Consider the following 12885-nt stretch of genomic DNA (forward strand, 5'->3'; position numbering starts at 1 on the left):
GCCGTGCGGACGCGCACAGCGTGCTCTCGTGGCATGTCCCGGTCAAGGACACGCTGTGCCGGCCGAACCGATTCCGGCCACCCCCACACGTACCGCCTACGGGAGCCCGTGGACCTTGGGACCCACCGAGTTCGACCAAGCACTACCCGCCTTGGCGTCCCAGTTGGTCGACCAGGTCATCGCACCGCGCAGACCCGGGTAGGTCTTCGACGGCTTGAAGGAGCCGCAGTTCGTACCCCTGGTCAGGCAGTCCAGGGCGTTGTTGACGACCGTCGGGGACACGTAGCCGCTGCCCGCGCCGCTCGGGGAGGCGGGGACGCCGATGCCCACCTGGGACGGGTCGAGGCCGCCCTCCAGCTGGATGCAGGCGAGCGCGGTGAGGAAGTCCACCGAGCCCTGGGAGTAGACCTTGCCGTCGCAGCCGTTCATCGAGCCGCTGTTGTAGTACTGCATGTTGACGACGGTGAGGATGTCCTTGATGTTCAGCGCCGTCTTGAAGTAGCCGCCCTGCGTGGACTGCATGTCGATCGTCTGCGGGGCCATGGTGATGACCAGCGAGGAGCCCGCCTTCGACGACAGCGAGCGCAGCGCCTGCGTCATGTAGGTGGGGTTCAGGCCGTTCTCCAGGTCGATGTCGATCCCGGTGAACCCGTACTCCTGCATCAGGGCGTACGCGGAGTTCGCGAGGTTGTTCGCGGAGGCCGTGTCGTTGACCGAGATGGTCCCCTTCTCGCCTCCGATGGAGAGGATGACCGACTTGCCCGCCGCCTTCTTCGCGGCGATGTCGGCCTTGAACTGGGCCACCGTGTAGCCGCCGAGGCCGGCCGAGTCGAGGTTGAAGGTGATCGCGCCGGGCGTGGTGGTGGCGTCGGCGAAGGAGACGGCGATGATGTCGTACTGCGCGGAGACGTCGGAGAGCTTCTGGACCGTCGCGCCGTTGTTGAAGTTCTGCCAGTAGCCGGTCAGCGCGTGCTTGGGGACGGCCGGGCCGGGGCCCGGACCCGGGCCCGTGCCGGTCGTGGTGCCCGTCACGGGAGCGGACCGCGGGCCCTCGCCCGCCGCGTTGTAGGCGCTCACCTGGAAGGAGTACGAGGTCGAGGCCGCGAGCCCGGTGACCTGGGTGGAGGCGGCGCCGCCGGTCACGGTCCGGACGCGGACACCGTCCTGATACACGTAGTAGCCGGTGGCCGAGCCGACCGCGTTCCACGAAAGGGTGAGGGCGCTCGAGCTCTGTCCGGAAACGGCCGTGCCGGCGGGGGCGCCGGGGACGGACGGGCCGGGGTCGGTGCCGCCTCCGCCGTCCGGGCCGAAGACGCTGAACTCGTCCACGGTGTAGGCCGGCTGGCCGTACCAGCCGTGCGTGTAGACGGTGACCTGGGTGGTGGAGGGGCCGGTGGTGAAGGTGGTGGAGAGCTTCTGCCAGCCCGAGCCCGACCCGGGGGTCCAGGTGGAGACGTCCTGGGTGCCGGTCCCGGTCGCGCCGAGGTACACGTAGCTGCCCTGGACCTGTGTGCTCAGCGTGTACGTGGAGTTCGGCTTGACCGTGACGGTCTGACTGCAGCGGGCGTTGTCCTGGCCCGCCGGGGTGGCCTTCAGGGCGCCGGATCCGGCGAAGACGGGCGAGGAGACGGAGGTGCCGGTTCCGCCGGTGCAGGCCCAGTTGGCCAGACCCGACTCGAAGCCGCCGTTGCGGGCGACGTTCACGTCGGCGGCCTGTGCGGTGCCGGCGGCCAGGGCGGAGAGGGCGCCGACGGTCAGGGTGACGGCGATGGGGAGGGCGAGGGAGCGTATCCGGTTCACTTGGGCTCCGGTGGGGGGGAGGAGGAGGGGTGCGGGGAGAGCGGGACCGAGTGGGGTCGGGTCCCGCTCAAGGCGTTGGCTGACAAGTTGGTCCAGACCAATCCTCGTGTCAAGGGTCTTTGCGCTGTGGCTTGAAATAGCCCGCTATGCGATCCCTGTTGTCCGGGTTTCCGCCCTCTGTGACACGTGCCGGCAGCACGGGAATCCTCAAGGCCCTGCCCTGCCAGGGGTGACGCGGATATGGTGCTGAGGCAAGGGGGAGCGGGTCGATCGGATGCGGTCGCGCAGTGCGGGCGCGGACGCGGGAAGTCCGCATCGAGTCCGCGCAGAGCGCGTGCCGGGCAGCCGAACTGCCGGCGGCGCACGGGGCGAACGTGGGGGAACGGGGGAATTCGCGTGCCGACCGCCATCGCTGTCACCAGCGCCGATCTGGTACTTCCGGCCCCTGACCGGCACACGCCCGGGGCGGCCTTACTGCACCCGCCCGAGCAGCTCGACCTGGAGTCCGCGCTCACCGAGACGGGCGCCCTGCTGGAGCGGCACGGCCACCTCGTGGCCCTCGTCCCGCCATGGCTCCCGCGCTCCACCGTCCAGCGGCTGCACACCGTACGGGCCATCCTGGAAACCGACCGGATCGCGCTCCTCGGCATCGATCTCCCGCCGCTGGGAACCGCCCTGCTGGCGCGTCAGCTGCGCCAGCTGAGCGTCTGCGACTTCAGCCCCGGAATCATCGCCTCCGCGGCCCGGCTGCTGTCCCACTACATCTACGCGGGCGCCCTGCTCGGCTCGGTCGCCAAGCTCGACCGCGTCCGGGTCCCGGTCGGACTGGGGGCGCACGCCAGGTCCTGGTCACCGAGCGCGCAGTTCGCCGTCATGGCCCACCCGAAGCCGCACCTGGCGAAGCTGAGCGCGGGCGGCGGCGCCCAGGGCGGCCGCGGCACCCAGGGCGGCCACGGCGCGCACGGCGGCCACGGCGCGCACGGTGCCCGCGCCGGGGCGCTGCCGGCCGGCCCCGCGTTCGCCACGCACCTCACCTTTGCCCGCGGCCAGCTCGCCTCCGACTGGGTGACGGCCGAACTGGCCCCCGCCTGGCAGGTGCAGGGCGTGATGGAGAACCCGCTGCCGGGCGCGTCCCCCGGATGGTGGGGCACCCCGAAGCTCGTCGAGTTCGCCGCCGGGATCCCGGACCTGTCCGTGCTCTACCAACTGGTCGCCTCGGTCCGCCGGGAGGAGTGCCGCTGGTGCGGCCTCGAACTCATCGGAGACCGCTGCGGCTTCTGCGCGGCGCCGCTCACCGCACCGCCGCCGCCCGCGCGTACCGCCCGTTCCAGACCCTGATCACTCGAACGCACGAATGAATGAAGAACGGCGAGGTAGGTAAGGCCCATGAACTCACGCCAGCGCCGCGGCGTCATCCTGCTGCTCCTGTCGGTCCTGTGCGCACTGGGGGCCTTCGCCGGGGTCCTCGTGGTGATCGGCGACGTCAATTCCAAGGTCGGCGCCGAGGTCGTCGCCTACCGGGCCAAGGGCGACATAGCGCCGTACAGCCCGCTGGCGGCCGGGCAGTTCGAGGAGGTCAGGATCCCCAAGCGGTGGCTGTCCGGCACCGCCGTCACCGACCTCGGCGTGCTCAAGGACAAGATCGCCCTCACCACCCTGAAGAAGGGCTCGCTGCTCCAGGCGGACATGTTCGTCGACCGGCCGCAGCTGCAGCCCGGCGAGCAGGAGATCGCCATCATGATCGACGCCGCCACCGGTGTGGCCGGCAAGATCACCTCCGGCGCCAAGGTCAACATCCTCGCCACCTTCAAGGGCGCCAAGGACACCGACCCCTCCCGCTCGGTGATCATCGTCGCCAACGCCCGGGTGCTCGGCGTCGGCAGGCTCACCGCCCTGGACAAGGACAGCGACCGCAAGGGTCCCGCCGAAGCCGTCCCGATCACCTTCGCCCTGAGCACCAAGGACACCCAGCGCGTCGCCTACGCCGAGTCCTTCGCGGAGCACGTACGCCTGGCCCTGGTGGCCCCCGGCACCGATTCGGCGCCCGCCCCGGGCGACCGTACGTACACCCTCGACGGGGACAGGTGAGGCCCGGATGACCACCCGAATCCTCCCCGCGGTCGGCGACCCGGACGCCGCGCGCGCCATCGTGACCCTGCTGAGCCAGCTCCCGGCCGCCGAGCCGGCTGCCCCCGTCCCCGACGCGACCACGCTCCTGGACACCCTCGCCCGCCTGGCCACCGAGTCCATCGACGAACTCCCCGAGGTCGTCCTCGTCCACGAGCGGATCGGCCCGGTGCCCGCCCTGGAGCTCATCCGGGAGGTGGCCCTGCGCTTTCCGGCGGTGGGCGTCGTCCTGGTCTCCTCGGACGCCGGCCCCGGGCTGTTCTCCGCCGCCATGGACTCCGGCGCGCGCGGCCTGATCGGCCTCCCCCTCTCCTACGAGGAACTCGCCGCCCGCGTCCAGGCCGCCGCCCAGTGGTCCGTGGGCGTACGCCGCCACCTCGGCAGGGGCGCCGCCGCCGACGTCTTCACGGGACCGGGCGGCCGGGTGGTCACCGTCACCGGAGCCAAGGGCGGCGTGGGCACCACCTTCGCCGCGGTGCAGTTCGCGCTGGCCGCGGCGGCCTCGGGCCGGCGCACCGCGCTGGTCGACCTGGACCTCCAGGCGGGCGACGTCGGCTCGTACCTGGACGTGCAGTTCCGGCGCTCGGTGGCCGACCTCGCCGGCATCCAGGACATCTCTCCGCGGGTCCTCCAGGACGCCGTCTACGACGACGCCTCGGGCCTGGCCCTGCTGCTCGCCCCGGCGGACGGGGAACGCGGCGAGGAGGTCGACGAACGGGCCGCCCGGCACATCGTCGGAGCCCTGCGCAGCCGCTACGAGCTCGTCGTCATCGACTGCGGGACCCAGGTCACCGGAGCCAACGCGGCGGCCGTCGAGATGGCGGACGTGGCGGTCCTGGTCACCACCCCGGACGTGGTCGCGGTACGGGCCGCGAAGCGGATGGTCCGGATGTGGGAGCGGCTCCAGGTTCGCAAGGCGGAGGACACGGCGATGGTCGTCAACCGCTGGAGCAAGCACACGGAGATCCAGCCCGCGCTGATCGAGAAGATCACCAAGACCCGCGCCACCCGCACCCCGGTCCCGGCCGCCTTCAAGGAACTCCAGGCCGTGGTGGACGCGGGCCGCGTCCAGGACCTCGACAACCGCTCGACGGTCAAGCAGGCCCTGTGGACCCTGGCGGGCGAACTGGGCCTCCTGTCCACCCCGGTGGTGGCCCCGCCCACCACCGCGGCCACCCCGGGCGCCTCCCTGGCGGTCCGCGCGTCGGGCCCGGTGGCCCGCCTGCGCCGCGGCCGGGAGGGCTGACGCATGCCCGCCCGCGGACCGGGGCGCGGGGACCGGGGCCAGGTCGCGATCGAGTTCGTGGGCACGGTGCCGCTGATCCTGCTGCTCGTGGCGGCGGTGTGGGAGTGCGTACTGATCGGGTACGCCTTCTCGCTGGCGGGAAACGCGGCGGACGAGGCGGCGCGGGCGGGGGCGGTGGGCCGGTCGTGCCAGGAGGCGGCGGCGGAGCACGTCGCGGACGTGTGGGGCATGGGGGTGGAGTGCGGCCCTTCGGGCGACATCTACAAGGCGACCGTGACGCTGCGGATCCCCGTCCTGTACCCCGGGCTCAACTTCGGCGCGATCACGGGCACGGGCGGCGCGGCGATGGAGGAGGAGTGACATGAACCGGAAGCGGAAGTGGCGCTCCGACCGAGGCCAAGTGGCCATCGAATACATCGGCTTCGTGCCGATCCTGCTGCTCGTCGCGCTGTGCGGGATCCAGCTGGGCTGGGTCGCGTACGCCGAGGAACAGGCGGGCACGGCGGCTCGTACCGCCGCGCGCGTGGAAGCCCGTAACGGCAAGGGCGGAGAGGCGGCGGGACGGGCCGCCATCAGCGGCGGACTGGCGGAGAGCGCCACATTCGAGTGGGCCACGTCCTCCGACGCGGTCCGTGTCACCGTCACCCTCACCGCCAACTCGATCGTGCCCGGACTCGACGCGCACAAGGCGTCGGCCACCGCCGTCATGCCCAACGACGACCCGAAGGGCCTCCGTCCATGAGCCTGCGTTCCCGGGTCAACACCCCCGACGACCGTCACAGCCCCCGCGAGGACGGCCGGCTGGTCTCCTCCTACCGCGCCAAGCTGCTGGAGGAGATCGACCTCGCCGAGATGTCCGCGCTCGCACCCGCCGAGCGCCGGGCGCGCCTGGAGCGCGTACTCGGACACATCATCAGCCGCGAAGGGCCCGTCCTCTCCACGGTCGAGCGCGCACAGCTGATCCGCCGCGTCGTCGACGAGGCCCTCGGGCTCGGCGTCCTCGAACCGCTCCTCGAGGACGCCTCCATCTCCGAGATCATGGTCAACGGCCCCGACCAGATCTTCGTCGAGCGCGCCGGGCGCGTGGAGCAGCTCCCCCTCCGCTTCGCCTCGCACGAACAGCTGATGCAGACCATCGAGCGCATCGTCTCCACCGTCAACCGGCGCGTGGACGAGGCCAATCCGATGGTCGACGCCCGCCTGCCCAGCGGCGAACGCGTCAACGTCATCATCCCGCCGCTCTCGCTGACCGGCGCCACCCTCACCATCCGCCGCTTCCCGCGCGCCTTCACGCTCCACGAGATGATCGCCCTCGGGTCGCTCGACGAGCAGATGCTGCTCCTGCTGTCGGGACTGGTCACGGCGAAGATGAACGTGATCGTCTCCGGCGCCACCGGCACCGGCAAGACCACCCTCCTCAACGCCCTCTCCGGCCTGATCCCTGAGGGCGAACGCATCATCACCATCGAGGACTCGGCGGAACTCCAGCTCCAGCAGGCCCACGTGATCCGTCTCGAGTCCCGCCCGCCGAACGTGGAGGGCAAGGGGCAGATCACCATCCGCGACCTCGTACGCAACTCCCTGCGCATGCGCCCCGACCGCATCATCGTCGGCGAGGTCCGCGGCGGCGAGACCCTCGACATGCTCCAGGCGATGTCCACCGGCCACGACGGATCGCTGGCCACCGTCCACGCCAACAGCTCCGCGGACGCCCTGATGCGGCTGCAGACCCTCGCCTCGATGTCGGAGGTCGAGATCCCCTTCGAGGCCCTCCAGGACCAGATCAACAGCGCCGTGAACGTCATCGTCCAGCTCACCCGCTTCGGCGACGGCTCCCGCCGCATCACCGAGATCTCCGTCCTCGAATCGCACGGCCGCGAGCCCTTCCGGATCACGACGGTCTGCCGCTTCGCTGCCCGGCCGATGGGGCCCGACGGGCGCGTGCACGGCTACTTCGAGTACTACCCGCTGCCCCGCCGGATCGCGGAACGTCTCTACATGAACAACCAGCCCGTCCCGCAGGCCTTCGGCGTCGCGCCGGAGGATCCCCTCACCGCCCGCATCACCCGGACCGCCCTGTGAACCCACTCATCCTCGCCACCCTCGGCGTCACCCTGCTCGCCTGCGTGCTCGTCGTCGCCGGGCTCCAGGCGTACATGGCCGGCCGCGCCCAGCGCGCCGCGCTGATCGAGCGGCTCTCGGCGTCCGGCCTGCCGGAGCCCCTGGGCCGGCGGCGCCGCTTCCGGACCGTCGACCGGCGGCTGCGCAGGACGGAACTCGGCCGCCGCATCGAGCTGAAACTGGCGACCACCGGCCTGGACCTCACCCCGGGCGAGTTCTTCGTCTACATGCTGGGTTCGATCGTGGGCGTCTGGCTCATCGCGGCATCCCTCCTCGCACCGTTCTTCGGGCCGGTGGCGGGCGTGATCGGCGTCTGGGCGGCGAACGCATTCCTCAACTGGCAGCGGACGCGGCGTACGGAACGGTTCATCAACCAGCTCCCCGACCTGGCCCGCATCCTCGCCAATGCCACCCAGGCCGGGCTGGCCCTGCGTACGGCCATCGGTATCGCGGCGGAGGAGCTGGAGGCTCCGGCGGGTGAGGAACTCGCGCGCGTCGCGGACCGGCTCGCCGTGGGCCACTCCATCGAGGAGTCGCTGGGCGAGCTCACGGACCGCCTGCCGTCCCGGGAACTCGTCGTCCTGGTCTCCACGCTCGTCCTGTCGGCCCGTGCGGGCGGCGCGATCGTGGACAGCCTGCGGAACCTGACGGTGACCCTGGAGCAGCGCAAGGAGACCCGTCGCGAGATCCGCACGCAGCTCTCTCAGGTGACGGTGACGGCCTACCTCGTACCGTCCATCGGACTCGGCTCGCTGCTGCTGGTCGACATGATGATGCCGGGCGCGCTGGACCGGATGACGGGCGCGTTCCTCGGCCAGACGGCCGTCCTCGTCGCCCTCGGCCTCTTCGCCCTGGGCTTCCTCCTCATCCGCCGCCTGTCGAAGATCGACGTGTGAGGGGGCGGACAGGACGATGACCGGACTTCTTCTCGCACTCGCCGTGGCCCTGTCGGTCCTCGGAGCCTTCCACGGCATCCGCCTCTACCGCGCGGACGTGAAACTGCCCTCCGACCTGGCGCTCGCCCTGGAGGTGGGGGCCACGCGCACGACGGCGGTCGGCTCCCTCGTCGACCGCATGGGCATCCGCTGGGCGCCCATGGTGCTGGGCGCGATGGGCCCGGCCAGGGTCGCCCGCAAGCGCCGCCAGATCGACATGGCGGGCAACCCGGCCGGTCTGACGATCGACCGGTACGCGGCCCGGCGGGCGGTGTACGGAGCCCTGGGCGCAGTCGGCGCCTTCGCCATGCTGATCAACGGCCAGCTGGTCGCCGCCCTGCTCATGGTCGCCTTCGGCCTGTTCTGGATCGAGGTCGGCCTGTGGTCGGCCATCCGGATCCGCCGCGACCACATCGAACGGACGCTGCCCGACTTCCTGGACGTCCTTGCCGTGGTGGTGAGCGCGGGGCTTGGCTTCCGGCAGGCGCTGGCCCGGGTGGCGGACAAGTACGAGGGCCCGTGGGCGGACGAGATCCGCATCACCCTCCAGCAGATGGACATGGGTGTCAGCCGCCGCCAGGCCTTCGACGAGCTGCGGCGACGCAACGACAGCGAACAGGTCGCGCAGTTCGTGACGGCCCTGCAGCAGGGCGAGGAGCTCGGCTCCCCGATCGTGGACACCCTGATCGCGATCGCGGAGGACATGCGCCGCACGGACGCCCAGAACGCCCGCAGGCGCGCGGCCCGGGCCGTCCCCAAGGCGACGTTCGCCGTGACCATGTTCATGCTGCCCGGCACGCTCATCCTGCTGGTCTGCGGCTTCGTCTACGGCGCGAACGTCGACTTCGGCGCCCTGTTCGGGGGTGGCTGAGCCGTGGCCCGGCTGAGCGTGCTCATCGCCGACGGCAACCCGGTCATCAGGGCGGGCCTGGCGGCCATCCTGTGCGCGGCCGAGGACCTGGAGGTGGTGGCGCAGGCGGCGGACGGCCGCGAGGCACTGAGCCTGACGCGCCGGCACGCTCCGGACGTGATCCTGCTGGACGTCAGGATGCCGGGGGTGGACGGGATCTCGGCGCTTCCGCACCTGGTGCAGATGGCTCCCGTGCTGATGCTGACGTACAGCAAGGAAGCCGAAATCGTCTGCGAGGCCCTGCTACTGGGCGCGGGCGGCTACCTCGTGCACGGCGAGTTCACGACGGCCGACCTGCTCCGGGCGGTACGCGATGCCCCGCTGGGCCGCCCCCACTTCACCCCGACGGCGGCGAGCGCCCTCCTCGCGGAGGTCCGGTCCTCTTCGCATCCGCAACGAGTTGTGGCACAGTCTTCAGAGCGGGTGCACAACTCTGTTGACTTCGGACTGAGTTCCCGGGAGGTGGAGGTCATGGATCTGATCGCGTCCGGGATGAGCAACCAGCAGATCGCGGCCGCCTGCTTCATCAGCGAGAAGACGGTCAAGAACCACATCAACCGGATCTTCGCGAAGCTCCGGAGCGCGACGCGCAGCGAGGCGATAGCCCGCTGGCTGGGAACCGCCCGTCCAGGGGTGGCTGGTCATGGGTAGACAGAATGCGCAGTGGGCCCGTAATTGGGCCCCGGGACCCTTGGTTACGACTGGTAACTCGCCGTACCGTCCGCAGATCGACAGCGGTACCGGCCCGGGAGGGAACCCCCATGTTGCAGAACACCGTGGCGAGGATGCGCAAGCGGTACGAGGGCAAGGGCGCGAGGGATCGAGGCCAGACGGCATTCGAATACCTGGGGATCATCCTGGTGGTCGTCGTGATCATCGGGGCGATCATCGGTACCGGCATCGGCCAGGCCATTACCACCAAGATCACTGCAGCGGTCGCGAGCATCACGGCAGGAAAGTGACATGGCGTCGCTTCCACGGTGACCGCGGTCAGGCCTTCCCGATTTACGTCGTACTTGTGGCCGGTCTCCTCTTCGCTGCTCTGGCGTATTTCACCATCGGCAAGGCGGCCATCGTCCGCAGCAATGCGCAGGGAGCCGCAGACGCCGCCGCGCTCGCAGCGGCGCGCGAGGCCAGAGACACCCTGGTGCCCGGCCTGGACCTCGCCACCCTCTCACCGGAGGACTGGGAACAGGTACTGCTGGGCAATCGATTCGACGCTTCCGGCGGCGCTTGTGTGGCGGCGCAGGACTTTGCCGCCATGAATGACGCGACGGTGAAGTGCGATGCGTCGGGAACCCGGTTCACCGTCCGGTCGACGACAAACGGGACGGTGGGGGACTCTGTCGTCCCTGGCACGAGTGGCAAGCGCGGTGAAGCGGACGCGACAGCGGAGATTGTTCCCCGCTGCCACGTCAAACCTGGGGGGCCGGGGAGTGATGACGGTTCGGGTCCGACACCGGAGCCGCCCGGGCCGATCCAGTTCTCCTGCGGGAAAGGCGTCGTTGTGGACTACGACTCCGCCCGACCGCGCGCATGGCGCTCGCTGGCTGCGGCTCTGTTCGACATACGCCTGATCGACTGATGACCAAGAGACAAGGAAGCCAAGTACATGAGTGTTCGGCGGCGCGCGGCCCAAGGGAAGGCGGCTGTGGGAACGGTGGCGGTACTGGCCCTTGCCCTGGCCGGGTGTGGGGGCGGGGGCAAATCCGACCAGCCCGCTGCGTCGACGTCGGCGAAGCCGCAGGGCGGTGGTGAGTCTTCCCCGTCCGGAGCGGTGAAGAGCGCGGATGCCCCGCCGGTTCAGACCATCGCCACAGTGAACGGCGAGGCGGGCATGGTGCTGACGATCAACAAGGCTGCCCGGGACGCTGGCGGATTCCTGACCGTCGAAGGGCAGTTGAAGAACACCGGCGGTGCCGCGTATGTGAACACGGCGCCGTGGCGCGGCAACGAACTGAACTCCAGTGGTGTATCCGTGGCCGGAGTGACCCTGGTCGACAAGGTCGGCAAGAAGAGGTACTACGTGCTCCGGGACACGGATGGCCGGTGTCTGTGCACTACTGGACTGAACATCATCGAAGCCGGCCAGACCATGCCGTTCTTCGCACAGTTCCCCGCTCCACCGACCAGTGCCGTTGAGGTGGACCTCAGTCTCCCCACTTTCGCCACGGCGACCGTCAAACTATCTGGGTGACCCCATGACCAAACGCCACCGCGTCCTCGCCGCCACAGCCGTCGTCGGGCTCGTTATTGCCGGCGTTCAATCAGTCGGTGCGACGGTTGCTCACGCCGATGATGTCAAGCCGTCGGCCCCGCCCGGCACCGAGCCATCCGCCTCGGCCCCAGTGCCCATCGACTCCAATGCCCCCGGTTTGAAGATTCCTCAGGGCGGAACCCTCGCTCCGATCAAGGTGCTGGACATCGCCGAAGTCGTCGAAGACCTCGGTGGGGAGCAGCGGCGGCAGGAGACCAATCAGACCGTCATGATGGCGCTCCAGTCCGAGGTGCTGTTCCCCGAGGACAGTGCGGTCTTCACCGCTCAGGCAGCCGCCCGTATCCAGGCCATCGCGCAGGAGATCAACCAGCAGAAGGCCACCCGCATCCGGGTCTTCGGGTTCACCGACGACCAGGGCAGCTACGAGCACGGCAAGGAGCTCTCCAAGAAGCGGGCCGACGCCGTGCAGGCCGAGCTGGCCAAGACCGTCACCGATACGAACGTCGTCTTCGACGTCCGCGGCTACAGCGAGGACTACCCGATCGCCGACAACAGCACCGAGGAGGGCCGTAAGAAGAACCGCCGCGTCGAGATCACCTTCCCCCGCACCACGGGCGGCTGACGGCCATGACTACTCTGCCGGGTATCGCCGCGTCGGCGAAAGGCCCGGCGAAAGGCCCGGTGGACGGCCCGGTGGACGGTCGGCCCCTGCCCGCCTCCTCTGCCCCGGGGCAGACGGACCGAAGGGCTTGGGGGATCGAGTGACCGACCGGACGGCCTCCGTCATCATGCTGAACCGACTCCGTGCGGTGGACTGGGTCGGCGACTGGGACGACGTGCTCTCCCGCGCCAAGTCCAGGCGCATCCTCATGCGTGAGTATCTGAGGCGGGCCGCCCTCTGGTCGCAGGCGTACTCGGTGGAAGGCGCGTGGCCCTTCTTCGACGTCACCGAATGCGTGGACCCGGAATTTCGAATGTCCCCCGAAATGACAGCGGAGCTGGCGGAGTTCCTGAGCCGTGTGCCCGGCTCCGCACTGCAGGACACGTGTGCCGGCGCCGTCCGCCTGGCGGAAATGCGGGCGCAGAACCCGACCGCGCTGCCGGACCTTCCCGACCTCTACGAACCGCTGGTCCTCTTCTACGAGCGCGGCGGGGAGTTCCTGCGGGACAACGTGGGCGGCCTCGACCTGACCGGGGCGTCGTTCCGGCTGGGCACCCCGCAGGGCAAACTCCGCACTCCTGGGTTCGAGACGCTCGGTGGGACTGTGCTCGACGCTCTGGATGCCGAGGGCCGCATCTCGTACTGCACCGCCGCCGGAAACCGAGGTCCCGTCATGCGGCGCCGCGTCGTGCGGGGCGAGATCCATGACGAGGTGTTCGGCCGGGACCTGCGCTGGGAGCCGACGGACCGGCTCCGGGAGACCGAAGCGGGCGCGGAGGACGCGCGGCTGATCCCGCTCGACGAGCTTGCCGCGGCCGAGCTCATCGGTGCGGTGGACCGGGCGTCCCGCTAGCGGGCGACAGGCAG

At 70.3% G+C, this 12885-nt stretch carries 15 protein-coding genes; 14 read left to right on the forward strand and 1 reads right to left on the reverse strand.

Annotation, left to right across the window (positions count from 1 at the left end; translation table 11 throughout):
- Window positions 1-96: 96 nt before the first annotated feature.
- Window positions 97-1800: a chitinase gene (locus OG444_RS24495; protein WP_327264190.1), complete on the reverse strand. Its 1704-nt coding sequence runs from the start codon at window positions 1798-1800 to the stop codon at window positions 97-99.
- A 396-nt stretch (window positions 1801-2196) separates the two neighbouring features.
- On the opposite strand from OG444_RS24495, the gene OG444_RS24500 reads away from it, so the two are divergent.
- The 14 genes from OG444_RS24500 (at window position 2197) to OG444_RS24565 (ending at window position 12871) form a co-directional block, all read left to right on the forward strand.
- A complete protein-coding gene (locus tag OG444_RS24500; RefSeq protein WP_327264191.1) occupies window positions 2197-3138 on the forward strand; it encodes a hypothetical protein in 942 nt (313 codons plus the stop codon).
- Window positions 3139-3186: 48 nt separating this feature from the next.
- The gene (cpaB, locus tag OG444_RS24505) at window positions 3187-3888 is read left to right on the forward strand and encodes a Flp pilus assembly protein CpaB (protein WP_327264192.1); all 702 of its coding nucleotides are present in this window, start codon (window positions 3187-3189) and stop codon (window positions 3886-3888) included.
- A 7-nt stretch (window positions 3889-3895) separates the two neighbouring features.
- Window positions 3896-5173, forward strand: coding sequence for an AAA family ATPase (locus tag OG444_RS24510; RefSeq protein WP_327264193.1), 1278 nt, complete (start codon window positions 3896-3898; stop codon window positions 5171-5173).
- A gap of 3 nt (window positions 5174-5176) precedes the next feature.
- On the forward strand, window positions 5177-5533 hold the full coding sequence (locus tag OG444_RS24515) for a TadE/TadG family type IV pilus assembly protein (RefSeq protein ID WP_327264194.1): 357 nt from the start codon (window positions 5177-5179) through the stop codon (window positions 5531-5533).
- A gap of 1 nt (window position 5534) precedes the next feature.
- Entirely contained in the window at window positions 5535-5915 is a 381-nt protein-coding gene (locus tag OG444_RS24520; RefSeq protein ID WP_327264195.1) for a TadE/TadG family type IV pilus assembly protein, read from the forward strand.
- Window positions 5912-7255: a CpaF family protein gene (locus OG444_RS24525; RefSeq protein WP_327264196.1), complete on the forward strand. Its 1344-nt coding sequence runs from the start codon at window positions 5912-5914 to the stop codon at window positions 7253-7255. Before OG444_RS24520 ends, OG444_RS24525 begins: the two co-directional genes overlap by 4 nt.
- Window positions 7252-8190: a type II secretion system F family protein gene (locus OG444_RS24530; protein ID WP_327264197.1), complete on the forward strand. Its 939-nt coding sequence runs from the start codon at window positions 7252-7254 to the stop codon at window positions 8188-8190. Before OG444_RS24525 ends, OG444_RS24530 begins: the two co-directional genes overlap by 4 nt.
- A gap of 16 nt (window positions 8191-8206) precedes the next feature.
- A complete protein-coding gene (locus tag OG444_RS24535) occupies window positions 8207-9100 on the forward strand; it encodes a DUF5936 domain-containing protein (RefSeq protein ID WP_327264198.1) in 894 nt (297 codons plus the stop codon).
- Window positions 9101-9103: 3 nt separating this feature from the next.
- A complete protein-coding gene (locus OG444_RS24540; RefSeq protein ID WP_327264199.1) occupies window positions 9104-9790 on the forward strand; it encodes a response regulator transcription factor in 687 nt (228 codons plus the stop codon).
- A gap of 110 nt (window positions 9791-9900) precedes the next feature.
- Window positions 9901-10101: a hypothetical protein gene (locus tag OG444_RS24545; protein WP_081522566.1), complete on the forward strand. Its 201-nt coding sequence runs from the start codon at window positions 9901-9903 to the stop codon at window positions 10099-10101.
- Complete coding sequence (locus OG444_RS24550) at window positions 10098-10724, forward strand: pilus assembly protein TadG-related protein (protein ID WP_327264200.1); 627 nt, start codon at window positions 10098-10100, stop codon at window positions 10722-10724. Before OG444_RS24545 ends, OG444_RS24550 begins: the two co-directional genes overlap by 4 nt.
- A gap of 66 nt (window positions 10725-10790) precedes the next feature.
- Window positions 10791-11336 carry a hypothetical protein gene (locus OG444_RS24555; protein ID WP_327264201.1) on the forward strand — a complete coding sequence of 182 codons (546 nt, stop codon included), beginning with the start codon at window positions 10791-10793 and terminating at the stop codon, window positions 11334-11336.
- A 4-nt stretch (window positions 11337-11340) separates the two neighbouring features.
- Window positions 11341-11979 (forward strand): OmpA family protein, encoded by a 639-nt coding sequence (locus OG444_RS24560; protein WP_327264202.1) that lies wholly within the window; start codon window positions 11341-11343, stop codon window positions 11977-11979.
- A gap of 139 nt (window positions 11980-12118) precedes the next feature.
- On the forward strand, window positions 12119-12871 hold the full coding sequence (locus OG444_RS24565; RefSeq protein ID WP_327264203.1) for a hypothetical protein: 753 nt from the start codon (window positions 12119-12121) through the stop codon (window positions 12869-12871).
- Window positions 12872-12885: the final 14 nt, after the last annotated feature.

This window comes from Streptomyces sp. NBC_01232 (assembly GCF_035989885.1).
Lineage (GTDB): Bacteria > Actinomycetota > Actinomycetes > Streptomycetales > Streptomycetaceae > Streptomyces.

Bases quoted from the DNA above. Each gene is read 5' to 3' on its own strand.
- cpaB (WP_327264192.1), top strand. From the start codon at position 3,187: ATGAACTCACGCCAGCGCCGCGGCGTCATCCTGCTGCTCCTGTCGGTC.
- OG444_RS24510 (WP_327264193.1), top strand. From the start codon at position 3,896: ATGACCACCCGAATCCTCCCCGCGGTCGGCGACCCGGACGCCGCGCGC.
- OG444_RS24515 (WP_327264194.1), top strand. From the start codon at position 5,177: ATGCCCGCCCGCGGACCGGGGCGCGGGGACCGGGGCCAGGTCGCGATC.
- OG444_RS24520 (WP_327264195.1), top strand. From the start codon at position 5,535: ATGAACCGGAAGCGGAAGTGGCGCTCCGACCGAGGCCAAGTGGCCATC.
- OG444_RS24525 (WP_327264196.1), top strand. From the start codon at position 5,912: ATGAGCCTGCGTTCCCGGGTCAACACCCCCGACGACCGTCACAGCCCC.
- OG444_RS24535 (WP_327264198.1), top strand. From the start codon at position 8,207: ATGACCGGACTTCTTCTCGCACTCGCCGTGGCCCTGTCGGTCCTCGGA.
- OG444_RS24545 (WP_081522566.1), top strand. From the start codon at position 9,901: ATGTTGCAGAACACCGTGGCGAGGATGCGCAAGCGGTACGAGGGCAAG.
- OG444_RS24560 (WP_327264202.1), top strand. From the start codon at position 11,341: ATGACCAAACGCCACCGCGTCCTCGCCGCCACAGCCGTCGTCGGGCTC.